Annotated in this window: 19 protein-coding genes and 1 pseudogene; 10 read left to right on the forward strand and 10 right to left on the reverse strand. The window is 53.3% G+C overall.

Annotated elements, in window-relative coordinates:
• Positions 1-570: 570 nt before the first annotated feature.
• The 4 genes from ASD02_RS20500 to ASD02_RS20515 are packed head-to-tail and all read right to left on the reverse strand — an operon-like array spanning position 571 to position 5,877.
• Positions 571-1,653, reverse strand: coding sequence for a GSCFA domain-containing protein (locus ASD02_RS20500; protein WP_063978416.1), 1,083 nt, complete (start codon positions 1,651-1,653; stop codon positions 571-573).
• Positions 1,654-1,665: 12 nt separating this feature from the next.
• Positions 1,666-2,454, reverse strand: coding sequence for a hypothetical protein (locus ASD02_RS20505; RefSeq protein ID WP_156408430.1), 789 nt, complete (start codon positions 2,452-2,454; stop codon positions 1,666-1,668).
• A 36-nt stretch (positions 2,455-2,490) separates the two neighbouring features.
• Positions 2,491-4,677 (reverse strand): hypothetical protein, encoded by a 2,187-nt coding sequence (locus tag ASD02_RS20510; protein WP_082555579.1) that lies wholly within the window; start codon positions 4,675-4,677, stop codon positions 2,491-2,493.
• A gap of 6 nt (positions 4,678-4,683) precedes the next feature.
• Positions 4,684-5,877 carry a glycosyltransferase family 2 protein gene (locus ASD02_RS20515; protein ID WP_156408431.1) on the reverse strand — a complete coding sequence of 398 codons (1,194 nt, stop codon included), beginning with the start codon at positions 5,875-5,877 and terminating at the stop codon, positions 4,684-4,686.
• A gap of 539 nt (positions 5,878-6,416) precedes the next feature.
• Between ASD02_RS20515 and ASD02_RS20520 the strand changes: the two genes are divergently transcribed.
• The 9 genes from ASD02_RS20520 (at position 6,417) to ASD02_RS20560 (ending at position 16,798) form a co-directional block, all read left to right on the forward strand.
• Complete coding sequence (locus tag ASD02_RS20520; protein WP_057220367.1) at positions 6,417-7,250, forward strand: IS5 family transposase; 834 nt, start codon at positions 6,417-6,419, stop codon at positions 7,248-7,250.
• Between the two features lie 252 nt (positions 7,251-7,502).
• On the forward strand, positions 7,503-8,348 hold the full coding sequence (locus tag ASD02_RS20525; protein WP_057220216.1) for a class I SAM-dependent methyltransferase: 846 nt from the start codon (positions 7,503-7,505) through the stop codon (positions 8,346-8,348).
• Between the two features lie 9 nt (positions 8,349-8,357).
• Positions 8,358-9,407, forward strand: coding sequence for a hypothetical protein (locus tag ASD02_RS20530; protein WP_057220217.1), 1,050 nt, complete (start codon positions 8,358-8,360; stop codon positions 9,405-9,407).
• Complete coding sequence (locus tag ASD02_RS20535; protein WP_156408432.1) at positions 9,397-10,707, forward strand: capsule biosynthesis protein; 1,311 nt, start codon at positions 9,397-9,399, stop codon at positions 10,705-10,707. Before ASD02_RS20530 ends, ASD02_RS20535 begins: the two co-directional genes overlap by 11 nt.
• Before the next feature lie 11 nt (positions 10,708-10,718).
• On the forward strand, positions 10,719-11,372 hold the full coding sequence (locus ASD02_RS20540; protein ID WP_057220368.1) for an ABC transporter ATP-binding protein: 654 nt from the start codon (positions 10,719-10,721) through the stop codon (positions 11,370-11,372).
• 41 nt (positions 11,373-11,413) lie between these two features.
• Entirely contained in the window at positions 11,414-12,676 is a 1,263-nt protein-coding gene (locus ASD02_RS20545; RefSeq protein WP_057220219.1) for a capsule biosynthesis protein, read from the forward strand.
• Entirely contained in the window at positions 12,673-13,797 is a 1,125-nt protein-coding gene (locus ASD02_RS20550) for a hypothetical protein (RefSeq protein WP_156408433.1), read from the forward strand. The genes ASD02_RS20545 and ASD02_RS20550 overlap by 4 nt, the downstream gene beginning before the upstream one ends.
• The gene (locus tag ASD02_RS20555) at positions 13,794-14,615 is read left to right on the forward strand and encodes a capsular biosynthesis protein (RefSeq protein WP_244494251.1); all 822 of its coding nucleotides are present in this window, start codon (positions 13,794-13,796) and stop codon (positions 14,613-14,615) included. The genes ASD02_RS20550 and ASD02_RS20555 overlap by 4 nt, the downstream gene beginning before the upstream one ends.
• A 5-nt stretch (positions 14,616-14,620) precedes the next feature.
• Positions 14,621-16,798, forward strand: a complete 2,178-nt coding sequence (locus ASD02_RS20560; protein ID WP_082555580.1) for a glycosyltransferase family 2 protein — start codon at positions 14,621-14,623, stop codon at positions 16,796-16,798.
• 73 nt (positions 16,799-16,871) lie between these two features.
• Here ASD02_RS20560 and rfbA read toward each other — a convergent pair whose 3' ends face one another.
• The 5 genes from rfbA to ASD02_RS20585 form a co-directional block, all read right to left on the reverse strand.
• On the reverse strand, positions 16,872-17,738 hold the full coding sequence (rfbA, locus tag ASD02_RS20565) for a glucose-1-phosphate thymidylyltransferase RfbA (protein WP_057220221.1): 867 nt from the start codon (positions 17,736-17,738) through the stop codon (positions 16,872-16,874).
• 24 nt (positions 17,739-17,762) lie between these two features.
• Positions 17,763-18,656 (reverse strand): dTDP-4-dehydrorhamnose reductase, encoded by an 894-nt coding sequence (gene rfbD / locus ASD02_RS20570; protein WP_057220222.1) that lies wholly within the window; start codon positions 18,654-18,656, stop codon positions 17,763-17,765.
• Positions 18,653-19,714, reverse strand: a complete 1,062-nt coding sequence (gene rfbB, locus ASD02_RS20575; protein WP_057220223.1) for a dTDP-glucose 4,6-dehydratase — start codon at positions 19,712-19,714, stop codon at positions 18,653-18,655. The genes rfbD and rfbB overlap by 4 nt, the downstream gene beginning before the upstream one ends.
• 58 nt (positions 19,715-19,772) lie before the next feature.
• Complete coding sequence (gene rfbC, locus ASD02_RS20580) at positions 19,773-20,336, reverse strand: dTDP-4-dehydrorhamnose 3,5-epimerase (protein WP_057220224.1); 564 nt, start codon at positions 20,334-20,336, stop codon at positions 19,773-19,775.
• A 266-nt stretch (positions 20,337-20,602) separates the two neighbouring features.
• On the reverse strand, positions 20,603-20,833 hold the full coding sequence (locus ASD02_RS20585; protein WP_057220225.1) for a hypothetical protein: 231 nt from the start codon (positions 20,831-20,833) through the stop codon (positions 20,603-20,605).
• 451 nt (positions 20,834-21,284) lie between these two features.
• Between ASD02_RS20585 and ASD02_RS20590 the strand changes: the two are divergent.
• Positions 21,285-22,471, forward strand: a pseudogene (locus ASD02_RS20590) (IS110 family transposase).
• A gap of 1,348 nt (positions 22,472-23,819) precedes the next feature.
• On the opposite strand, the gene ASD02_RS20600 reads toward ASD02_RS20590, so the two are convergent.
• On the reverse strand, positions 23,820-25,754 hold the full coding sequence (locus ASD02_RS20600) for a glycosyltransferase family 2 protein (RefSeq protein ID WP_057220228.1): 1,935 nt from the start codon (positions 25,752-25,754) through the stop codon (positions 23,820-23,822).
• Between the last annotated feature and the right edge of the window lie 640 nt (positions 25,755-26,394).

Consider the following 26,394-nt stretch of genomic DNA (forward strand, 5'->3'; position numbering starts at 1 on the left):
GGGGGATCAGGGCCACCAATGGTCGCCTATAGATTTGAAGACAGCAGAGGTGGGCGTTGTGTGGCCCGTCACCTGAGAACTAAGGTCTGTGTCAGCCAGGCGAGCGGATCGACGTTGTTCATTTTAGCTCGCATGGCCAACGGATGGCCCGCGCAGGATATCGACGCTCTGATGCCGTGGAACTTCGAGTCGAGCGTGGTCGGGTAACCGCTTACCCTTGACGCTGGCGATAAGGCGATAAGTTCTCCCTCATCGGCAAATCTGTCGAGGAGTTACTTCATCGGCCGGAAAACTCTACCATCCGCTGGTCCAGAAACCTGGGGCGGTTCATAGGCTACCGAGACTCTAATCGCAGCCGGATGAAAGTTCAGTGACAGGTCAGAGGACCTCCAAGACGGCTTGACGCTTGCGCCGCTCATCGCCGCTTTCATTTCGGATGGCACCGGATCGTTTCGAGGCCGCGGCGTTCGGCCTCTGGCAGCGCAGTCAGGCTCGCAACTCAGGATGACGCAGTCCAGCGCGCGCCCATCAGTTCCTGGATGTCAACCCGCACTCGAAGTGAAACGGCTGTCAGACCTTAGCATCTAACAATCGCTCGTCACATTCGACCTCCACAAAAGTTTGCGACATTTTTCTCAAATCACTTTCCCTTTGTTCTCGCTGCGAAACACTGACCGCTTGGGGGGTGACGGACTGCTCGGCCAGAAAGTGCTTTGAGAAAACCCTCATGACATGATCAACGCCAGCTTCATCGATTTCCCTAAGATCACTTGCATAGTATGCACCTGCCGCGTGCTGACCGGTTATAATCTCATATGAAGGGAAGTAATGCACCTGCTCAAATTCGCGGCTCAGGCTGTCGCAGACCACTCTGAGTACAGATTTCGAGTAGGTCGTCGAGACCAAGACGTGCCGGTCTTCCTTGGTTGCGACTAATGGGACTGGTGAAACAGTCAGGATAACTTGAGCTTTCGCATTGACCTTTTTCAATGCAGTGACAAAGTCGCGCATGTCATTAACGACTTCCTCATAGCTAAAATTATGAAAAATGTGTTTAGTGGGATCAAATCGCCCATCCGCGACGCCGGGGCAAACAGGGTAAACAACACCATCGCTGTCATTCATCCAAGTTTCCGTCAATCCCAGTGTGAATATAAAGTAATCCAGCCGCTGGAACATGTCACGGACGCAAGCCAAGTGATGATCACGATCTCGAACAAGTTCTGCCAAAGTCCGGTAGCCACCCGGCTGCACGGTGGGGCGTAGCGGGTCGACGAAAACGCCGGTCGTGTTCCAGTGATCGTCTTTCGGCTTCAGGTTTTCAAAGGCACGCCTAAATAGCTGCAATAGCTGGCGAGCTGTGTATATGTTGCCATAACGCGCGGAAAAAACTCCATAGTTATGTTGTTCTGCTACCGCAGGACTGAGCACCGGATGGATATTTTCTGCGATAAAGTAGTTGTAACCCATATTCTGGAGCCGACGCGCTAGGTGCTGGGCAAAACAGCTACCTGCAGTGGCAATAAGGTGATGCTTTTCTATAAATCTTGGACTAGCTGTGACTGGATCGACGTCACTGCGCGCGACGCGTGACATTGAGCGTGACCAAAACGCATAATCGTTCAAATTCTGATATGGGTGATTTCTGCCCATGTTGATGAACTTTCACAATGTGTGGGCAATCTCTGCCTTGATTTTCTTTAGTAACTCCTCACCATACCAAGCTGATCCGTGCGTAGCATCGCCGGCCCATGCTTTTCGCGTGAGGAATCCATTGGAGTCCTGCGCCGCTGAGGGACAAGTGATCAGCGCCCACCCCCCCTCAGACGCGGCCTCTTGAAGCACGATTCTGTTCAGAAGCCACAGCTTATATCTTAATTGCGGAAGGGCGGGGACTAAATCTGATTCACTATAGTTAGATCTGAACCAATGATCCATATTTGCGGCAATGTGATCGGAACTTTCTATCGGTGGCGGAGGCTCCACCCAAAAGACTTTGTCAGGTTGAGCCATTTTTGTAGCGAGTTTCAGGAAATTGACGAATGGCCTGTAATGTTGTCGAAAGTGACTTAGGATCTGCTCCGCTGGAACAATCCTTGCACCGGTAGCCGCCGTTAGATCTGGTCGAGAAGGAATGATCACATCATAGGCTGGCTTTTGCTGTATCAGACCTAGCGCGTTGTGAATATTTCCGGCTAAGATTGCCACCAATATCCGTCTTCTATCAGCATCAAATAACCCAGCCGCCGCTAATGCACTTCCCACTGCAGAATTGATTTCGGCGCGCTCCTCATCGAAGAGCGGTGACTGCCACCTATTCTTCGTGTCAATTGGCACGAAAGAAAAAACCATCCCGGGATCGGACTTTGTGATACTTGTTGCAGATCTGGCAGCCGCCATCGGTGCTTGAAGATGGCTGTGCCCTACCAGGATTACTTCACTTTTTTTGTCCATGTGAGCCCGTCAAGTTGGAGCTATGCTTCGGCAGTGTCAGAAGCCGGGCGGCGCATGATCAAAGAGCCTATCTTTGCTCATGCGCTCAGGGGGCGACATTCGCATTGGCCCCATCCCCATAGTCAGGTAATCTGTGAGACGGCTCCGTATATTGTTAATCAAATAGTCAGCGAGCCCGACAGCACCTTTAGATATATATACCGAACGCATGCTTTCGGCTTCCGAAAGTCGTCGCATCAATTGACTTGGAACGAACAACTCACCCACGGGTACGAGATGGTGGAACAAATTGAAAGCGACTAACCGACGCTGCAAAATCAAAATATCGCGAAGATCGCTGTTTGCCACGAGATCTGCAAGCGTAGGCATATGCCCAGGCAATCCGAACGAACTACGCCCCGTTACAGCGACAGCAGTTCCTAATATCATTGCCTCAAACGCCATCGAACTGTTGACCGAGACCACCGCATCAACATGCTTTAGCAAACCAATTTGTTGAGCGGGCGTCACTACGTCCTCAAACCAAATCACTTTCGTCTGATCTTGTGCCAATTGCCACTCACGACATCTGTCGTGATCGCTTTTGACATAGTCTGCCCGTGTGCCCCCCGGATGGGGCCGAATGATGCAAGTCCAGCCGGCCGCATTTAGCGCCGGCACGACCTCCTCGAGGAAGTCGACGAATGAACTGTATTGTTCTGCATGCAACAAGAAATTGGCGTCATCGGCCAGTTGCAGTGGGATCAACGCTACTTTCTTTCCAGTCTCTCGCAATTCCTTGACGACGCTGGGCACGGGCGGCAATTCGATTCCGTTTCGGGCGACGAATTTGTCCAACCACTGCTCGGATTCTAACCGAGGAAGTACAAAATCCTCTGGCAATCGCGATAGCACACTATCTCCGTTGACTCCAAAAGGATCGCAATGCCCGGTTTCTAGAAAAGGGAACCTAGTCGGTCCCAATTCTAACGAGACATGTCTCATCCCATGAATGCTGGTAAAGTCTTTGACAGCCCCATTCACCCCCCACGTTAGAATCGTTTGAAAAGGAAATACTTCATACGCCCGCTCAAGCAACCGCATCTGAAGTTCGGTAACGCGGCCCCGTCCCCGCATCAAGTCCTTCCAAACAGCGATAGCATTTTCGTCCCAAGTCATGGCTGGCCCAAGCTCGGCCTCAACCTGACGTACAAGATCGAAGTCCTGCGTAAACGCCCAATTCCTCTGCGAGAAAGCGGAAATCAGCGGACCATAGCGATGAGAATAAGCCACTCGCAAGTGCCCGTACTGATTGCGTCTCGGGGTCTGCGATAGACCAATCCCCATGGAGTAGACTGTCCAATTATATGCGGTGCCTCCTCTGATTGGGAGTGGCTCCGTCCATAAGAGCACAAATGGATCAAACTCCTCACTGTACAGTTCCTGCCGGAGCCTTCCATTCGCCATGCGGCCAGCTCTCCGAAGCTCGGCCTTTCTCGCCCGCTCTGCAGGTGCGTCAAATTCTGAGACTATTGAGTTAGTCCCGTCGCGCCGCAATGTCCGCATTAGCGCCGGCACTTTTTCAGCTGCCGCTGTGAAATCCGATGGGTAGCGGAGTGAAAGCCTCAAATTGAAATTGTAGTCCTCCTCGTAAACAATGTCCTCGTCGAATCGCAAATCCGCTGCATCGACTTTGGATCTATCGACCGCGAAACAAGCCATTTGGAAGTGAGGGTTGTCATACAACCTTTGCAGCCTAAAGCTGTCTCTCACAACAAACTGTTTACGCACTGTATAATTATAAAGATCTGAAACGCTTTGTTCTACAAGCAATAGACCTGAGTATGCGATTGCCGCGGAGCTATGTTTAAGGCGATCAATAAGCCTTTCATAATGCGCCTGACCGCAAAAGTCATCATAATCCAAAACAGCAAAAAATCGAGATTCACAAGTTTCGCGAATACCGACGTTAAGTAAATGCGTTCTCAAATCGTCTGGTTCTGGAGAATTGACATTAATTACTCTGGCGTTGACGTCTTCGTGCCAGTAAAATTCACTCAGTAGATTCTCTACTTCACGAATTTGGTGCGCGGAGAAACGCTGTGTTAGGATGACTGGTTCAATCCGCGGAAAGATTTGGCCTTCAAGTGTCAACAGGCAAATTGAAAGCTGTTCTAGTTTTGAAAGGTCATGAAAGCGTATTAAGATTGATATCTTGTCTTTAAAAGCATCAACGTGTTTCATTCGAGTTCACCAGCGTCTTTCGGCGAAATAAAATTCATTGCGGAAGTTTGCCACGTCCGTCGAATGCGGCAGGGGGTTAATATCATCAATCTTAGGCATTTCCTCAAGGCCGCCGTAGAAACCCAATTCTACAAGCTGAGTTTCGCACATGTGCCTAAATGCCGGATTTCCCCATTTGTGGCCGAGATAGCGCCCAGCCTCCAAGCGGTTCTTGCGGAAAAACTCTGAGACAGCTGTCCGGCTGGCATAATCATGAAAGTAGTATGCCCAAGGGCAGTACTTCACCTTGAATCCAGCACGCCGTATCTCCCAACCATAATCCACATCGTCGCAGTACAGGAAGATATTCGGATCAAAGCCCCCTACTTTTTCCCATATTCGACGCGGAAATAGCGCACACGCGGTTACCGCCCACTCAGTATCAAACGTATCCGGATTGAAATACTTACCATTCTCGTTCGGAAGTTGCGCGGCCTCAATCGCCGCACCCCACTGATGCCGGTGAGCCATGCGGACCATGCGCTCCAACGCACGTGGATGAAAAAACCCATCCGGATTGAGCGTCATGTAAGCGACAGCACCAAGACCTTCGAACGCGCGGCGCATAAGCCTGCTGTGACCTGCTGACGACCCTATATTCCCATCCAAATTCTCCAACATATCGACACTATATTCATTTAGGACCGCCTGAAGCTGACTTTCGAGAGGTTCACCGTTGTTAATAGCAATCAACGACACCCCAACACCATCGATATTCTTGCTACGCCGTATTGACCGAAGTAGCCGCCTTATCTCTTCAGCATCATTGTTGTACAAAACAATACCGGCAACTATCACCTCACCAACCGGCAAGGGAAACCCCTCGCCAAGATTATCCCGCGTTGCGGTCTCATCAAGTTCGACGTCCGGACTGCGCGAAGTCGCCAACGATTTCAGCTGCAGTTCGCGAACAGTTTTCGCACTAGCGTCCCCGCGGTAGACGAGGTCTAATATACCTTTGTTGAAGCCATCCGGAGCCTTCCGCCCCTCAGCAATGCCGTGGCGAAGATAGTGAAAAAGCGGATCCATGCCCGATTCTCGCACATCTGGGTTAGCCTTCAGGTAAGAAAACCCATCGAAAATTGAATGAACCGCGTCTGAAACACTCCTGCCGCCAGCGTGCACATTGCGCTTCAGCAGCCTTCTCAAAAGATGATTCATTTTCTACCTTCAATTACAGTCGACGGAATCGTTTTAGCCGGTTAGGGGCGCCAAGACTAGCTGTCTCGCCATCAGATTTCGACTTCGGCAGCGCAAAGATGGCCCTTCTGCTGTTGCAGTCCGCGCAAAATCGGCGTGGTGTTTCGAGCATGTGGTCATGCCACATTGCGACGAAAAGCCCTCATCAAATTCGAAAACCAATCCGCAGAAGTGGCTGGCGGATGCACAAGAAAACAAGGTGCCCGAGTTCGGTTGCGTTGCCTCAAGAGAGCGAAAGAGCCAAAGATTGCGGGCCGCAATCGTCGCCGGAGACCTATAAGTGGGGAACCTCAACAACACGCGACCGCCAACAGCGGTGAAAGTCGCCATTTCCGCTCGGCGCACTGGCCTCGGTCGCGCATTCTTGTGGATCTCCATTCCGAGCGGCCCCGGAAAACTGCTTGTTTTGGAAATTCGCTGAGAGGCCGCCTCAAAAAGAAGTGGGTGATTTCAAAAGGTTGTGATTCCTTCGGATTTGCGAAGATTCGATGGAGTTCACGATGGCCTGGACCGAAACCACCCGTCGGCAATATGCCCGGCGAGCAGCACGCTATGCAAGCGATATGACGGATAGAGAATGGCGAATTGTCGAGCCGCTTCTACCTGCGCCCCGTCGACTTGGGCGACCGCGAACAACGGTGCTGCGTGAGGTCATGAATGCGCTTTTGTATATCGCCTCGACCGGCTGCCAATGGCGGATGCTGCCAAAGGACTTTCCGCCGTGCTCGACGGTTCAGCGATACTTCTATGCGTGGCGGGGTATTGGGCTTTGGGCCCGCATCAACCACCATCTGGTGATGGCGGCGCGCGAACTGGAAGGCAAAGAGGCCAGTCCTACGGCAGGCGTGATCGACAGCCAAAGCGTCAAAACCACCGAAAGCGGCGGCATTCGAGGTTACGACGCCGGCAAAAAGATCAAGGGCCGCAAGCGCCATATCGTCGTCGATACACTCGGCCTGATGGTCGGCCTCGTGGTTCACAGCGCCGATATCCAGGACCGAGATGGCGCTCCCGATTTACTGAAATCGATTTGTCACAGATTGCCATGGTTGCTGCATGTTTTCGCCGACGGTGGCTATGCGGGCGACAAATTGAAACGGAAGCTGAAGAAGGTCGGCCGCTTCACGGTCGAAATCATCAAGCGCAGCGACAAGACCAAAGGTTTCGAAGTGCTACCACGCCGTTGGGTCGTCGAGCGAACATTCGCATGGCTTGGAAGGTGCCGGAGGTTGGCGAAGGACGTCGAAAAATTCATCGCTTCAGCCGAAGCATGGATCATGATCGCACATATCCGCCTCATCACCAGACGTCTCGCAAGGTATTGCTACCATTGAACTCTTTTCGAGTCCGGCTCTGAGCATGACCGCGAGATACGCTTCGTCATCGGCAGGAGCGGAACGGCTGGAGATCGTGTTGGTGCATGCTTGAAGTCCTGGATGAAGGCCGTTCGCCGCGCTCACGAAGGGCTATTTCCCGATAACCTACACCTAGGCATCAATAGCGACAACGCGGTTGCGTTTCGCCGGGTGCATTATTATAAAGCGCCTTCATCGATTGGCGGCAGGACGCAATAAAGGAACGAGCCCATGTTCGGGTTGAAAAAATTTACTCGCCGCAATCAGAAGGTAGAGGAGCACGCCGGCGAACGGGTGTTCGATCAATATAATCGTGAGTTTCCGCGTCATCAGAATGCTGTAGACGCACTGCCTGGATGGAATTCTGCATTCCCGCCTGAGGTTGGACTGCAGGCTGGCACTCATCCGCTTTTCGCTGACGGTCGCATTACTTGGGCGGTTAGCCAAGCCGGTTCACTGGAGAATAAAAGAATTCTCGAAGTTGGGCCGTTGGAGGGCATGCATACTTATATGCTGAACAAGCACAGACCTACCGCAATCGATGCAATAGAGGCCAACAAGGGGTGCTTTCTGCGGTGTCTTGTCACCAAGGAAGTGCTTAGCGTCGACCGAGCGAATTTCTATCTCGGTGACGCTCTCCGGTGGCTCCAAGATACCAAGACGCACTATGACCTAGCAATCGCCTCAGGTGTGCTGTACCACATGCATGATCCTGGACATTTTCTATGCCAGATTACAAGCCGTTGCGACAAACTGTTCGTCTGGACGCACTATTTCGATGATGAAGCGATGCCGCCTTCAGATAGTCGCAGGCAAGCATTTACCGGCAACGTAGAAACACGAACTTTCGCCGGCGTACCAATACGTTACTTTGAGCGCGGGTACCTCAATGCGAACACCAACGATAAGTTCTGTGGCGGCATGAAAGACCGCCACTACTGGATGCGACGAGATGACATCATTTCGCTTTTGAGCGCACTTGGCTTCGGGGATATATGTATTGGTCAGGAGGACCTAACGCATGGGGGCGGGCCATGCTTTTCCCTTTTTGCGCAGCGAAGTCGGTCCGCACAGTAGGCCCACGAGTTGCTGTTCAACGTTCAACGCGACGCTGGCCACCTTGTTGAAGGCTATCTAATTCCCGATGGCTTCTCGGACGTACCAATTGTCCTCGTCTCCGACGATGATGGCAAAATTGCCGAGATTCCGTGCGATCAGTTCCACAAGTCCGTTCTTGCGGCAGGCCGCCACGAGACGGGTATGGTTGGCTTCAAGCTCACAGAGAATAATATTCCACAGCTAGCGCACCGCTCGACGCTTTGCATTCGCGATAGCAAATCGGAGCTCCTCATCTACCGCAGACCGTTTCAAACTCAACAGATCAATATGAAAATCGTGCGGTTTGAAACGCAACTGCTTCCGCACGTCGCTATTGATCGCCAAATGTACAGTCTCTTTCAGTACGCGCTGCCCTCACTTGAGCGCTTCGGAAACGAAACAACGCTTCAAGCATTTCATTTAGAAAATATGACTTCGATGTATTTGAGTGGACGACTGCAAGTTCGCAATTATCAAGAGTTCCTTGATAAGGGCTTTAAAGCGATCGCTTTGCTTACTGACCCATACTACGAAATGGCATTACGGATAGCAATGCTAAAGCGATTTGCATCCATCAAGCCTGTCTTCCTCGGTGACCGCGACCAAATGACGTTGTCACCTGCCATCGAGTATTTCGGGGACCTGGATATCAAAGATACGAGCGCAATCGGCAAGGCTCTAAAGAAGGCGCCGCCGAAAGTTCGCATGGCCCTCCTTTCGCCAACGACACGACAGTTTGCCTGTTCGGATGCAGATCAACCCTCCACTCGACGGGACATCGCGGCTGCTATGGACGTGATTTCTCGATTTGAGGTGATCGGGCATATTAATGACACACTAACATTTGCTTCTTCACTGAGCGAACTGCTAAACGTCGACATGGACGTCATTCCGATCGTACAACGCAATCAGACAATCGATGGCATTGCGTCTGAACTGAGGACGCTGGCCGTCGCGGAAACATACCTCGAGGATGATCTTATTCTAGATTACTACATACGCCAGGCGATGGAGATAAGCTCGTCGCATGAACTCTGACCCGACAAATCGGAAGGATGTCCCGACTTCCAGCCTACGAGAGCCGCTGACCGACACTTTGGTTAGAGCAAAATCGTCACTCGTGAGCAAGCTCCGCAATACCGGAACACTCCGCGTTCGAGAGTCTGGGTCGAAGCTAATCGAAGTCGACTCGGAACGTCCTGCGCCGGCCGGAGGCGGTCAGCCGGGTCCGCGAACTCAGACGAGCGGCAAACTACCATTCTCCGTCGTGAGTTTTATTGGCTTTGTGATTGTACCGTTCTTAGCCAGCATCGTATATTTTGCGTTTATAGCATCGGATCAATATATCGCAGAGGCGCGCTTTGCGGTTCGGTCTCTTGCAGAGGATCAAGCCAAGGACAGTGCCGACACTAATATATTGTCGATGTCTACCATGTCTCAGGATGGTTACGTTGTCACCAGTTTCATACACTCAACAGAAATTTTAAAAAGGCTTGGCACAAGCATCGACTATCGTCAGATGTTCTCACTTGACAGCGCCGATTTCCTTTCGCGCATCGACAAAAACGAATCAACTGAAGAATTTTTGAAATACTGGGAAAAGCAGGTCTCAACTTATGTGGACGGACCCTCCGGGATTATTACACTGAAAACTCGTTCGTTTTCGCCGGAGGACTCGAGACAACTAGCGTCTATGATCATTCGTGAGAGCGAGATTTTGATCAACGAGCTATCAGTAAGAGCGCAGCGGGACATGACGGCGCGTTTCGCCGACGAGGTTCAACGGTCGAGTGAAAACTATCGCAAAGCACTAGCCGCGCTCAACGAGTTTCAGAATACGACCGGATTTCTCACACCAGAAGCACGGGCCACTGAGACTGGTACGCTTTTGGTCGGACTACTCGCGCGCAAGCTCGAACTAGACACACGGCTTTTTGTTCTCAAAGAGTCGAAAGCGGATTCGTCACCAGCGCATCAACAGTTGGTGTTGGCGAGCAAGAACCTTGAGGATCAGATTGTAAAACTTAGGGAGGAGTTGGCCGGAGGAACACGAAACGATGAAAACATTGCTGGGGCAATCAAAACTTTCGCGCATCTTGAGACCGATCGCCGCGTTGCAGAGAGCCTTTACGAGGCGTCACAAAAGAACCTGGAGATGGCCCAAGCGGAAGCAACACGAAAAGCTCTTTATGTCGTTGTGTTTGTGCCACCAACTGTACCGGAAGAGTCTCTTTATCCTCACCGATGGTCCTCTCCGCTTCTTGTATTGCTTGCGCTCTCGGTCGCATGGGTGACGCTGGCCCTCATCTGGGCATCGGTCGAAGATCATCGTCTGTGATTGAGGGCGCGATGATAAAACTCAGGAACGTCTCAAAGTATTTCAAAACCGAAGGCCACAAGAAAGTAATCTTGGATCGCGTCAGTATGGAGTTCCTGTCCGGCTACTCGTACGGGTTGCTCGGAGTGAACGGAGCGGGAAAATCTACGACCATGAAGATGATTGCCGGATCTTCCCTCCCAAATTCGGGCAGGATCATCAAAGATCTTCGGGTTTCCTGGCCACTAGGATTCGCAGGCGGCTTCCATCCACAAATGACTGGTCGGGACAATCTCGCCTTCGTTGCCCGTGCATACGGGGAAGATGTGCGGCGTGTTTCGGATTTCGTCGAGGATTTCGCAGAATTGGGCGACTATATATTTGCCCCTGTGCGCACATATTCCTCGGGCATGATGGCTAGACTTGCATTTGGTCTGTCTATGGCTATCGAATTTGACTGTTATCTAGTGGACGAAATCACGGCAGTCGGAGACGCAAGGTTTCAGGCACGATGCCGCACTGCGTTTGAGAACCGTCGCAAGGACTCTGACATAATTATGATTTCTCACAGCATGTCGACGATCAGCGCATATTGCGACAAGGGGATTGTTCTCGTCGATGGACAGATGCTCTTGTTTGACAAGGTTAGTGACGCGATTGAGACTTACTACCGACTAAATCGGTGAGATGAACGGCCTCACAACCACGAGACGAAAATACGCCAAAGATGACAAACCTGAAACAGGATATTCAGCGGTCAACGGCTCTGCAAAAGAGTCGTTCTGCGACCAAGGCGTTGTCCGCAACCGCTCGAAAGCTGCGCTTCTCTACCTCCAACCGAAGCAAGCTCTACGAGGCAGCGGGGCTTCGACCACGACTGGCAGACAGAGTATTTCGATGGGCAACGATATGCATCACCTTTTGTATTCTTATACTGCCAAATGTTTGCGCAATAACGTATTACGGCTTGATCGCCTCTGACCAATACCAGTCTGAGGCTCGCTTTGTCGTGCGAACTTCAGCTCCGGCCATAGGCAAGGATCAACTCGGCAAGATTACCGGTTTGCCATCAGCCAAGATCGTTCAAGACACTCAGATTGTCACAAACTTCATACACAGTCGCGCGATCCTTGAGGCACTTGAACAGCAGATTGGCGTTCGGGACCGTTTCATAGTCAAGGATGCGGATTTCTTCGCGCGGTTGAAATCGGATGCCACATATGAAGAGTTTTTGGAATACTGGGATGGCATGGTCAAGACGTCCGTAAGTCCGTCAAGTGGTATCATCACTGTGACCGCCCGCGCGTTTTCGGCGGCGGACGCACGGAATATTTTGACTGCGGTTATCGCCGCGTCGGAGCGCACGATCAACCAACTAAGCGACCGAATCTGGAAAGACGTAATCGCGACGTCCAAAGCCAATCTTGATCGAGCATCGGAGAAACTCCGCGATGTGCGGGAGCGTGTAGCTACCCAGCAGAACAGGACAGGGGTACTTACCATCGAGGGGTCGTCTTCCATGCTGTCCAACCTGATCACGACTCTGCAGAAGGAGAAAATAGAGCTTGAGCAATCGTACACCGTAAAACTCGAGAGTGTCTCGAAGGAGGCGCCGCAGATGCGCGTGCTTGCAAGAGAAATCCAGAGCAAACAGGCACAGATCGATGACCTCCAGCGGCAACTAGCAGGCCCCAACCAGCCTTCGGAGCAAAGTCTAGCGAATGTCTCAGCTGAGCTCTCTAGCCTCCAGTTCGAACTGCAACTTGCGGAACAGCAGTTTGCCGCAAGTGTCAGATCATTCGAGCAGGTCCAGTTCATTAGTAAGCAGCAATTGATGTATCTCGATAGCTTCCTCGAGCCGAACTTACCTGACGAGGCGCTTTACCCGAGACGTGCATTTTGGGTATTAATAGTCGCGATTACCTCTCTGGTTGCCTGGGTATCATCCATTGGCGCCCTTGTGCTTACACGAAACAAATTAGCCGGATGACTTGGCTCGAAGACCAATTCCACAACACTGTTGGAGCGGCTATACGCCGGAAAATCTCCGCGTTTCTGCCGCAACCTAGAACACGCAGGAGCACTTTTACCGAGTCTGTCCCGCGCTCAATCGTCGTTTTTCGCCAGGGAGAAAACCCTAGTTTCAGCTATTTTCTGGAAGAGCGTTTGCACTTCTATAGTGCTCGCATCCCGGTAAATGTGCGTTGCCTCGACCACGATATTACAGGCATCAATCCCGAGGGTTGCTTTGTAATTATCTGTCGGTATCTAGGTTGGCGGCAACTCAACTGGATTGAGAGACATGCCGCCCAGTTGGCTGGCGTTGGCATGTTTATCGATGACGACGTTTCTGCTATTGTGTTGGATCAGAACACCCCCTTGCCGTACCGCGCAAAGCTGGCTCGCTTGCATCTGTGGCCGCTGCGCCGGCTCAATGCACATCTCGACATTGTATGGGCAGCTACACCTGCACTAGTTAGTGTTCTGGAGTCAAATGGCGCTGTTGTACGGCTGCTACCTCCGTTGCCCACCGGTTCCGACGTGCGCCCCGCCAAGCGAACAACGCGCAATTATAGTTTGACTATTGGATATCACGCGACAGGCATCCATCGCGGCGAACACGCCTTCTTAAAACCTATAATCGATGAAATTCTATCCCGTCACGAGAACATAATATTTGAAGTGACGGCCGGTGGACGCAACGCCAGCATATGGCAGGATAAAAAACCTGCCGACTCAAGGTTGCGGATACTACCTCCCCTTCCCTGGAAAGAGTTTGCATTGCGAAGCCGCCATTCTCCGACTGACATTGCGTTGGTGCCCCTTTTGGACGGGCGCATTAACAGTGCCCGTGCTGACACAAAGCGGATTGACGTCAGTCGTATGGGGGCCGCAGCTATTTACTCTAACTCCGAAGTTTACCGTCGAAACCAGAGCGCGGGTGAAATGCTAGTAGAAAATGACTACAGGGCATGGATCGCCGCAATAGAAACGCTCGTGAACTCTGAATCTGCTCGCGAAATAGCACGCGCAGCGACGTTGATGACCGTGGAAAGAATGCGCGCCGCGGAACCAACCATTCCGGGCCTTTTTCAAGCGGAAGCAAAATGACGAAGAGCATCGCTTATGAGCCTGGCAAAGACCCGCGATCAATTCGCTATGCCCTTAGGCAAAAGGCAAACGTTATGCGTGCGGTCATCCTGCGCGACATGCGTACACGCTTCTTCAATCACGGCTTAGGATTTCTGCTGGTTTCCGTATGGCCTCTAACACACATGTTTGTGCTGCTCCTGATCTATGCGTTTGCAGGGAGAAGGACACCGTTTGGTGACAGCATGAGGTTATTCTTCGCGACGGGCCTACTTCCCTGCCTGACGTTCATGTACGTATCGCGGTTCATGGCGTTATCGATTGTAATGAACCGCCCAATGCTCGCGATACCCGCAGTGAAGATTCTCGACATTCTTTTCGCAAGGGCCTTTCTAGAGACGATCGCAGCCTGTTTTACAGTCTTTTTGACGTTTATGATTCTGCTGTCTTTGGGTGACAAGCCATTTCCATATGATTGGTCTGAAGCGGCCAAAGCATTTCTGTCCACAATTTTGCTGGCGGTTGGCGTTGGCGTCGTCACGGGTGTAATCACTGCGTTGTTCACATTCTTCGCAACCGTTTACGCACTATGTCTAATCGTTGTCTACGTATCGTCTGGAACGCTGTTCGTCATATCAGCGCTGCCGACACAAATCGCTTATGCCCTGTCTTGGAATCCGGTGGTCCATGCAGTCGAATGGATGCGCTCTGCGTTCTACCCGACGTACAACAGCCAAGTCCTTGACAAGCCGTATCTTTTGTCGTTTGGCCTTGGTGCTCTATGCATCGGTCTTGTGCTGGAACGGATCGTTCGCCGGATTACTCTCGAAGGGAAATGAGTGACATGCTCAATGTCATTGCGCACAACGAACTCGTGGCAGACGCTGACGAGCGCGGTCTCTGGCTGGCGGAGGGTGACGACCCCCATTTCTTCATACGCTTCGCGCCGTTCCGTGAACGCTACGTCGTCATCAAACTGGCTTCCCGCAGCGGGGAAATTCAACCAAAACTTTACGTCAATAGGGGTCAGGGATTCCGCGAGGAAGAAGCGTTAACGGCGGGGTCAGGGATAGACTTTCTGATTGTCGCCGATGTCGGTTCCTTCGGTACCATCTGCACTTTAAGGCTAGACCCGTCTAGTGAACCTTGCCAACTGACCCTAGAAGTCCGAGCAATTCGATCGGCTATTGCGTTGCAGCATTTCATCTCGGATCAGCAACGTCAGAACAGTGAATTGGTAGTCGCCCGATTTTCACGACTCCCAAGGTTCTGGAAGAAGCTGCCAACGATCAGGCTTGGAAAGCGAAAGACCGTGGCCGCGCGCTATGTGGAGCAGGCTCGCATACTTGCTGATAAGCTTTTTCCAGGTCAGCTAGGCTGCACGGATCCGTGGCTCAGCATCGTTGTTCCTGTTTATAACGCTCCAGTTCGCTACTTGAATGAATTGGTCTCGTCGTTTGAACAACAAAACATCGAAGGCGTGGAGCTTGTTCTGTCGGACGATGGTTCTGATTCATCAGACACCTTGGGCTGGTTCACTTCACAACCTGCAAAACCAAACATTGTAGTTGTTGCGAACCCTATCAACAAAGGCATAGCATTGGCGACCAATTCTGGCGTCGATGCTGCGCGGGGTGAATGGGTCGCGCTGCTGGACCATGATGACGCTATCGCGCCCAACGGTTTGACTGTCATCCGGAACGCCATTGCCACACATCCCGACGCGGAGTTCTTCTACACGGATGAATTGGTCGTTAATGATGCGCTAGAGCCGATCGGCCTTATGCTCAAGCCGGCCTATGATCCGGTACTTTTGACTGGCGTGAACTATATAAATCACTTCTCCGTCTATCGCCGGCAGCGGCTGAATGATATTGGGCGGCTTCGTAGCGGCTTCGAAGGCTCTCAAGACTACGACCTGCTGCTTCGTTATCTCGAAGGACTAGACGACGCGATGATCATCCACGTGCCGTATCCAGCGTATTGGTGGCGGCAGACTGGAACAACCTACTCCAGCAAGTTTATTGATCGAGCGACGGACAACGCACGCGCAGCCCTTAAGGATAAATTCGCACGCGCGGGAAAAGAAACTGAGGTCACTGAGGCTCTGACGACCACGCTTCACCGTATCCGGTTCGGAACATCAGCGACAAACCGCCCGAAGATATCCATAATCATCCCGAACAAAGACTCCTACGCCCTGATGGCGACGTTGTTGAAGGGAATCTATGAACAGACCGCGTATGACAATCACGAAGTCATAGTAATAGACAATGGTTCCACAGAACCGGCAACGCTCGCGCTCTACAATGAGTACGGACAGCGGTTTCCGTCATTTTCGTGCCATATCAAGCAGGCTACCTTCAACTTCTCAAGGGCAATCAACGAGGGCATGGAACGCGCGAGCGGGGAGCACTTCCTCCTGCTTAACAATGACGTCGAGATCATCGACGGCGGGTGGCTTGATGAGCTTGTTGATTGCTTGTCGTACGATCGGGTCGGTATCGTGGGTGCGAAGCTCCTTTATCCGGATCGACGCCTTCAACATGCTGGCGTCATCACCGGCTTCGGTGGCCTTGCCGGCCATTGGTATTTGAACAAGCGTGAAAATTTCGGTGGACCGATGAATCGCCTGCATGTGCGGAATTCGATGACGTGCGTAACTGGTGCAGTAATGCTGATTTCTGGCGAATGCGCGCGGCAAATTGGACAGTGGGACGAGGATAACTTTGCCGTCGCATATAATGACGTCGATTACTGTCTCAGGGCGCACAAAGCAGGCTTCCGCATTGTCTGGACGCCGTTTGCGTGCCTCATACATCACGAATCCGTTTCTCGTGGTTCCGACCTCGGTGGCGAAAACAGCAAGCGGTTCGAGCGGGAGAAGGAGAACCTGAAGCGCCTACATCTAACACACACGTTCGATGATCCTGCGAGCAATCCCGGTTACAGCACGGATCGCTCGGACCCAAAGATTACACCGTTTAGTTCCCTTCCCGTTCCGCGACGTTGGTTCACTTAGGAGCTACTCGCCGGGGAAACTTGCTTCCGACGCGCGCAAACGGGCGCGCGTCCGCCATTCCCCCTACAGAAGTTTAACTTTCAAGGACGCTTGTCAGGTAGTGGCCATAGGCGCTCTTGCCATATTGACCTGCAAGTGACTCTAGTTGGTTGGTGTCAATGAAGCCGAGACGATAAGCAACTTCTTCCGGGCATGCAATTTTGAAGCCCTGTCTCCGTTCTAAGGTCGCAACAAACTCTGACGCCTCTAGGAGGCTATCGGGAGTCCCGGTATCAAGCCATGCATATCCTCTCCCCATCTTCTCGACATGTAGCTTACCGCGCTCAAGATATGTGCGATTAACGTCTGTGATCTCAAACTCACCGCGAGCTGAGGGCTTAAGGTTCGCGGCAATATCAACGACATCCTGGTCGTAAAAATACAACCCCGTCACAGCCCAGTGGGAACGGGGCCTCTCTGGTTTCTCTTCAATCGTCAGCGCCCGCATCGCCGGGTCGAATTCGACCACTCCATAGCGTTCGGGATCGTTTACATGGTAGGCGAAGACTGTCGCACCATCCGTACGTTCCATAGCGCTTTTAAAGAGCTCAGTAATTCCATGGCCGAAGAAGATATTGTCACCGAGAACCAAGCACGATGGACTGTTTCCTACAAAGTCAGCTCCGATGACGTAGGCTTGAGCAAGACCATTTGGCGACGCCTGCTCGGCATAGGTCAGGGAAAGCCCCCATTTGGAGCCATCCCCAAGCAAGGCTTGAAAAGCAGGTAGGTCCCTCGGCGTCGAGATAATCAATATTTCTCGAATCCCCGCCAACATCAATGTCGACAATGGATAATAGATCATTGGCTTATCGTAAACAGGGATCAATTGTTTCGAACTGACCAATGTCATAGGATGCAGACGAGTTCCACTGCCGCCAGCAAGTATAATACCCTTCATTCAAGAAACTCCGCTTTAAATCTATTATCGCGTTAGACGGCCGACGACTTCACTGGTGGAAATCTTCCAGTTGGGTAGGACTACGCCATGATATTCGGCAATGCGCTCGCAGTTGAGCTGTGAATTAGCAGGGCGTTGCGCCGGCGTCGGATAATCGCTCGTGGAAATGCGGTTTATCTTGGCAAACGGCCCACCCATCGTTTTGGAAACTCTAAATATTTCCTCGGCGAACTCCGCCCACGTTGCGGCACCTCGTCCAGTTAAATGGAAGATCCCGCGCAGGGCAAGATCGTTCGAACCCAAGAGGTTTCGTCCAACCGTCAAGATTGCATCTGCAATATCGAGCGCAGAGGTCGGATTGCCGACCTGATCGTGAACAACGCTCAATTCCGTCCGCGTCTCGGCCGCATGAAGCATTGTCCGCACGAAATTCTTGCCAAATGGGCTATAGACCCAGGCAGTACGGAGAATTGCGTGGTTCGCTTGCGAAGACGCTACCAGTTGCTCGCCCAGCAACTTGCTTCTCCCATAAACGCCCAGAGGAGCCACTGGGTCGCTCTCGACATAGGGTCCAGCTTTGCTGCCGTCGAACACATAATCGGTCGACAAATGAATAATCGGAACATCGAATGTTTTTGCGAACCGTGCAACCGCAGCTGGCCCTTCAGCATTGACTGCAAAAGCACCGCCTTCGTTGCTCTCGGCCTGGTCGACAGCCGTATAGGCAGCGGCCGACACGATCAGGTCGGGCCGCGCCGTTTCGATAGAACGCGCTATACTTTCAGCATTCGCCAAATCAAAGTCTGGACGCCCTATTGCAACGATCTGCACATCCTCACAGTGAGAACTGCGCACTACGAGTGACTGAACCACTTGGCCAGTGAGCCCGGTCACAACAAAGCGCCAGGGGCGGCTCATTGTGCGGTACCGGACTTCAGCAGCCCAAGACGCGTGCCTTCGTAGCCTTCACGAAGGGGCGCCCACCACCAGGCATTGTCGAGGTACCAGCGCACTGTCTTTTCGATACCGGTATCGAATGTCTCTTGTGCCCTCCAGCCAAGTTCTTTCTCCAGCTTGGTTGCATCAATCGCGTAGCGCACGTCGTGGCCAGGCCGGTCCGTCACAAACTGGATCAAGTCCTCGTGTTGTCCGCCGGCAGGGTTAAACTCGTTCATCAGCGCGCAAATGCGCCTGACGACATCAATGTTTCGGCGCTCATTTCGCCCTCCCACATTGTAGGTTTCCCCAACTCTTCCCTTCTCAACGATGGTGTCGAGCGCGCGGGCATGATCATCAACAAACAGCCAATCGCGGATGTTGGCGCCATTGCCGTAGACTGGGAGAGGTTTTCCCTCGAGTGCATTCAAAATAACCAACGGAATCAGTTTTTCCGGGAAGTGGTAGGGTCCATAATTATTCGAACAGTTCGATACTACGATCGGCATGCCGTAGGTGTGCGACCAGGCCTTTGCGAGATGGTCAGATGCGGCTTTGGATGCCGAATAAGGCGAACTTGGGTCATAGGCCGTCGTCTCGGAAAACAAGCCATCCTCGCCAAGTGAGCCATAAACCTCATCAGTCGAAACATGCAGGAAGCGAAACTGGCTTTGCAACTCCTGCGTCAATCCGGTCCAATAACGGCGCGCGCATTCGAGCATATTGAAGGTACCGAGTACATTGGTTTCCACAAATGCCCTTGAGCCGGTAATAGAACGATCCACGTGGCTCTCGGCCGCCAAGTGCATTACACGGTCAGGTTTGAATGTCGAAAACGCCTCCGAGATCGCCCTTGCATCACAAATGTCCGCCTTGAGGAAACGGTATGAAGACGCGGACTCCACTTGCTTCAGCGATGAAAGCGTCGCGGCGTAGGTGAGCTTGTCGACGTTCAGTACCTCGTAGCCTTTATCAAGAACGAGATGACGAACGAGAGCTGATCCTATGAAACCCGCCCCACCTGTGATCAGAACGCGCATGTTTCGATGTACTCCGATAAATTGATTGAGTTGGCGTCAAACCGCCGGTCCTTGCCGGTTAGGAAGCGAAGACAAAGTTGGTTTGAAGATCTGCCAACACTGGTTGCCTCTGATCTTTGTCGGAAAGAATGGCGACATCCGTCGTCACCGGCCACTCGATCGCAATGTCTGGATCGTTCCATAGCAGTCCGCGGTCATACTCAGGAGAGTAGTAGTCTGTTACCTTGTAGCTGATCACGGTATTCGGCTCTAATGTGCAGAATCCGTGTGCAAAGCCAGGCGGAACCCAAAGCTGACGAGCATTGCTTGCAGTCAGTTCCGCGGTCACGAACTGCCCATAAGTTGGCGATCCGTTTCGAATATCTACGGCCACATCAAGCAATGCGCCCGCTGTGCAGGATACAAGCTTTCCCTGCGCACGGGGGTTGAGTTGAAAATGCAGGCCCCGAACAGTTCCAGTTTCAGCAGAGAATGAACGATTGTCCTGGACAAAGGTGAAGCCTCCAACCTCCGCCTCGAACTGATCTACGCGAAACGTTTCCATGAAGTAGCCGCGAGAATCGCCGAACTTCTTAGGCGTAATTATTACAACATCCCGAATAGCAGTCCGTTCGAAAAGCATTTAGTCCCCATCGACAATGAATCCAGTGGGTGCGTTTCAACCACACCAAAGACCCAAGCGCAACATGGATCTGAATGAGATATCGTGGGGTGACTGCAACTCTGATGTGCACATCAAGCGTGTCTCCACTGCATCGCCGAATTCGCACCATGGACCGACGCCGAGACACCCAACCCTAAATACGTCTCCTCAGTAACATAGAAAGTGCGAGATCGAGCATTAAACTTCAGAAGGATGAAGCCGCATAGCCGCATGACGGAAACGGCCTACCAAGGCTTGGCTATTTGGTTGGCGACCCAGAAGGCAATTTCGTCGCAGACTTTTGAGCATCTGCTGGTCGAGGAGGAGTTGAGCCTTCGGTCGGAAACGCCGGCAACGGCTAGGACGATGCTCTCGCCGAGACGAACAGCGGACTCGACGAGACTTTGGTGATTTCCCGAGGCGTCGAGGTGCTCGTCTTTTCCGATCAGGCCTTTAACGTCCGTCAGCTGTTTCATGCAAACTTTGCTAATCACCGGGCTAGCCTGCCGTGGCGAGCCCCGACAGTGCGCGGTTGCGTCGAGCGAACGCACCCCCGCCGACCACGTCGCGATCAAACGAAACTAGGATGCAAAAAGCTTCATCTCCTACAACCCAGTCTGAACGTTCGAATTCACAGACGCAGCGATTTTGCTTTTTTTGGGCAACGCCGCAACACGATTTATACGAAAGGTTCAAATTTGTGCCTGAGGAGAGTAATGATACCTAGTGCCGCCGGCCCGTCGCCCGCAACAATATGTACGACGGAAATTCTCGGTTCCAGTGCTCCAGGAGAGCCATATGTCCGTGGACTGGGAAGCACTAGACTAAATGTTCGCCTTGGGACCGGGTGACCCGTCTCACAATATGCAGGTATCGAGGGTTGCGTGAGTTATCCTCGCACAGAGCCTCATGCATAGGAGACGGGCCGTGGCAGACACTATCACATATGTCGGATTGGACGTTCACAAAGAAACGATTTCGGTCGCGCTCGCTGATGGCGGCAAACGTGGGGACGTGCGCGCGTTTGGCCAGATCGTAAACACGCCAACGGCCTTGGCCCGTATGCTGGCGAAGCTTTCACAGCCAGGGCGGACGCTGAAGTTTTGCTACGAAGCAGGACCCTGCGGCTATGGCATTCAGCGCCAACTGTCTGCCGCAGGTCATGACTGCGTGGTTGTCGCCCCCTCTTTGATCCCGCGAAAGCCGGGCGATCGCATCAAGACAGACCGTCGAGATGCCAACAATCTGGCAAGGCTTCATCGCGCTGGTGAACTGAGCGCCGTCTGGATCCCCGATCCCGCCCATGAGGCGATGCGCGATCTGGTGCGGGCACGCCTGGCTGCCGTGTCTGGATCCCCGATCCCGCCCATGAGGCGATGCGCGATCTGGTGCGGGCACGCCTGGCTGCCGTGCGCAGCCTGCGACAGGCGCGCCAGCAGCTCAGTGGATTCCTCCTGCGCCATGGCTGCCATTATGGCCGTCCAGCCTGGACGCAGATGCACCGCCGTTGGCTGGCAGGCCTCCGCTTCGCGCAACCGGCCCACTACATTGTGCTTGAGGATCATATCGCGACGATCGAGGCTGCTACGGACCGGCGGGATCGGCTGACGAAGCAAATCGAGATCATGTTGGGCGATTGGTCATTGGCCCCGGTCGTCCATGCATTGCAATCGCTGCGTGGCATGGCTCTGGTGACCGCAGCAACGATGATTGCCGAATTGGGCGATCTCAGCCGCTTCACAAACCCACGCCAATTGATGGCGTATCTTGGACTGGTGCCATCGGAGCATTCGAGCGGCGCAACCCGACGCCAGGGCGGCATTACGAAAGCGGGGAACGGAACCGCACGCCGCATGTTGATCGAGGCGGCCTGGAGCTACCGGTTTCCAGCAAGGGTGAGCCGCGATCAATTGCTGCGCCAGGAGCAGCTTCCAAAAACGATCCGCGATACGGCGTGGAAAGCGCAGGTGCGGCTGTGCGGCCGCTATCGCAAGCTCACGAAGGCCGGAAAGCCAGCCACGACCGTGACCACAGCGATTGCGCGCGAACTGTCGGGCTTCGTCTGGTCGATTGCATGTCAGGTCGCGCGCCCGTTGAACACCGCCAAAGTCTAGATCAGCGAGGAGGAGAAGAGCCGATCAGAAAGCCATGTGCACCTGGGCAAGGCTGGGGGCACGGTCACGGCAGGAGAACCCTCGTTTCCACTATCAGCCGGTTTAATTCCGACGCTGCCAACTAGACTGAGGACGCTCCGCGACGCATCAGGTCCGGCGGTAACCAACCCGCGCATCAGAGCATGATNCACTATCAGCCGGTTTAATTCCGACGCTGCCAACTAGACTGAGGACGCTCCGCGACGCATCAGGTCCGGCGGTAACCAACCCGCGCATCAGAGCATGATCAACCGTCGTTCATTGACCGTGCCTCCTGCTTTCCCCAGGACGCACTCATACGAAACACGACGTCCGAGAACATCGGGCGGGAGAATTTCTATGCCTGCGACTTGAAAAGGCGAACATGAGAGTGGGTTGCAACGAAAAATAGCCAACCCGGAGCCGGAATCCTCGCGACCTCGTTTGCTGCGATCCAAGGTCTTTCAAGGTGCTCGACGACTGCCTCGGCGATAAAGCAATCTCACCTGCCCGTCCATTCCTCAGGTAGTGAGTGGAGCTCACCGACCACGACATGATGAGTTCGACAGTTGTTGGCCGCCAAGTCAACTCAAAGTTGGCTGCCTAGCGAGCGGATCACGAAACTTAAAATGGGCCGCAAGCGTCGGGTCTCGATCGAGCAAATCTCGCCATTCACTTTCGGTGATGAGGCCTAGTCGATACTGCTTGAGCATGAACTTTCGCTCCTGATCGAGAGGAGGTAGTTCGGATGACTCTGTCGATCCGAACATGAAGATGTCTACAATCGTACGAAAAAGGTGCCGCATAGCGCTACTATGGTGTGGACGTGCGTTTCCAGCAATCCCTAGACACCTAATTGCGCCACCGCCTCATGTTCAGCAGGTTGCATTTGAGGGACGCAGCAAGATGTCGAAGGCGCAGCAGATGGGGCGTGCTTCTTTCACTGCGTTCTGCGCTGACTAACTCTCGCCTACATGAGTAAGGCGATCGTCAGGGAACGCACCCCACTTCCGGCAGAAGAGCATCCGCAATTTTTGTTCGCAAGGTTGGTCCCACACGCGCACTGGATTTGACACCTTTCGGAAAAAATTCCATTCCTAAGGATAATCCCAAATCGAATTTGCCGTGCCTGATGTCGACGACCTCAGAAGGGGGTTGCCCGGCGCATCGAGCCGAGGAGCAAAATAATAATCAAAAGTCGGGTTCGGCATGCGCCCGAAGACGATGATCCGTTTGACAGTCCCACGTGGACGACCAGTCGCCCCCGGCCTCAGCTTCGGGCGCGGCAACTTGCGCTCGATCCAAAGGGCAAGTCGTTCTCTGAGATCAGTCATCGTGATGACCTAGGAGATAGATCGCGCGGGCGGGCCTCGAGAACAAAATCCTCCGCGATCAGGGAGAGGTTCGGGTTGTGATACGGATCATTCCGCAAAATATCGCCCCACCGCTGATACACCGTCTTTTCCTCGCGCGCGAAACGGCGCAGCTTTTCAGGAGTATTGTCGGCTCCTCGAGAGACCGATTCCCTGTGCAGCATGGCGCTATCAGGCGTCCAGACAATCGTGCATCCCGCCTGCCGCACCTTGACGCAGTAGTCGACATCGTTGAACGCAACGGTCAAATTGCTCTCATCCATGCCACCAATTTGCGCCCATAGGCTCTTGCGTGTCAGCAGGCAAGCTGCGGTGACTGCAGAGATCTCCCGCCGCTCACTCAAGAGACCATTGTCCTCACCTGATTGCGGGTGCAGGAAATGAAAGCTGTGCCTTGCAACAGTCCCCGCCCCGAGCGTAACACCGCCGTGTTGCACGTAGCCATCGGGGAAAAACAGTAGGCTGCCCGCGGCGCCAACATCGGGATCATCCAACTCCCGCGCAAGATTCGAAAGCCATCCCGGCTGCAATGGTTCGACGTCATTGTTGAGCAAAAGGATGAATTCGTTGCGCGATGCTTCGACACCAAGATTGCAGGCCCGTGAAAAATTGAACCCACCTGGCAGCGTCAGACGACGGATACGCCCAGCCTTCTCATAGCGGTCCATAAGGGCCAGAGCTGCGGGATCGCTGCTGTCATTGTCGATGACAATAACCTCCAGATCAACGCCATCAGTGCTTTCAAAAAGGCCCCTTAGGCATGCCTCTAGCAGGTCAGCTCGATCCCGCGTCGGGATGATGACGCTCACCTTGCGCACCTCGACCGTATCCGCATTGAGCCGGACAGGCCCCATCATTCGCTGATATGGGGCGTCTCTGTGCAAGAGAACCCGAGGCACATGAAGGACCGCACCGCGACGGCCTTTTGCAGCTTTGGCGATCACCTCACCCATCGGCCGATTCTCAAGATCCAAGCCCTCCGGCAGGTCAGCCAAGCGGACAAGTGCGCCGTCCAATGGGAGCCAACCGGATTGCGCAAGGGGCAGATTCCAAGCCGGCTTGAAGAACGGATCGTGTCGGCGACCACGCTTATTGATACGATCTTCGTCGCTATAAACTGCAGTCACCGAAGACGAGAAAGCGAAGGGGCGTGCAAGCCTCTCCAAAGCACGCGGCGCCAGGCGCATGCCCGCGGGAAGCCGCATCCATAGTTGCGGTCGGGCTGCGTTCCCATCGTTCATACCTGCGACTTCACTGGCGGGCATCTCGGCGTAGTCGCGCCAGGTCTGTGTGGCCAGTGAAGCGCGTGTTTCGGCGACGGCCTGCTCAGTGCCGCGCCCAATCGAAACGAAGACGAAAGGTTTTGCTGGCCAATCTCCCGGAGCGTCAGGCACCTCCGTGCGCTCCGCCGCCTGCTGGGCGTCGATCCATTCGTCATAACTCGGCGCCGACAAAGCGTCGACTTGCCTGGCAAAGCGAAACGTTGCGCCTTTCACGTTGCGCGCCATGAGAAGACGAAGAATACGAAGAATGAACAAGGGTCGTTGCAGAGCAAGGATAGTCCCGATTTCGAGCAGCGACAGCCGCCGCACGTTTATTTCCGGGGTAACGTCCGCCAATATTTCCGCTGTTGCATCATCGGCGATAAGCGTCGCGCCTTCGAATTGCACCGGCAGCCATCCATAAAACCGTCCGCGGCCTTTGCTGTTCACCAGGAAAGAGCGGAAAACCGTAGCTGGTACTCTACCCTTACGATGCAACGCCAAGCGCGGGCGCAGACCCAAACGGTGCCCTGGATCCATAACCGTTAGAACGACAGCACGGTCGGCATAATCTTCCAGCGCAGCCTTGAGCGGCACCTTGAATTCGACCTGTGAAGCGTCAGCCATCATTCTCTATCTTGCAGTTCAGCGAAACCGGAGTCGGTATGCCGCTTATGCCAGAGCTTTGAATGAAATTTAACTCATAATTCCAGTTATCTGCGCAAACCGAATATCCATGCATCCAATGCTGTTTCAGGCAGGTGCTAGCTTGATCGTCCGAGCCCGGCGCTCGGCTACTTCTGTAGGCCTACCTGCACAATCCGGCTTTGGTTAAGGATCACCATCCGGCTGACGAGGCCAGGCGCTTCCTCCGCCTATCGGCGTCATGATTGTTGCGTGTTCGATAAATTGACCTTCCCCGCCAATTAAATTAGGCAATCTTTCCAAGCACACAATGTGGACGCCCGTAAGATCTGCGCGCGCACGAAGGCTCGCGACGAACGGCTGGCTCGGGCCCCCATGCGACCTTCATTTGATGACGTGCTTGAAGAAATGAAAGTGGCGCCAACGACGAAGCTTCTGAAATTGTTGGAGCATGAAATTGCGTCTTGTGCTCACCATTGGCGGCGTCGCCCGGGGGCATTACTGGCACCTTCCGGATAGGCCCTTCTATGATACCCCTGCCGGTACTCAGGAAAGCCTGCGATCTGTCATAGACGCAGTGTTGGCTAGATTGACAACAGCGGGCGATTGTTGGCATATTAGCCAA

Origin of the sequence: Ensifer sp. Root1252, from assembly GCF_001425885.1 — a bacterium.
GTDB lineage: Bacteria > Pseudomonadota > Alphaproteobacteria > Rhizobiales > Rhizobiaceae > Ensifer > Ensifer canadensis.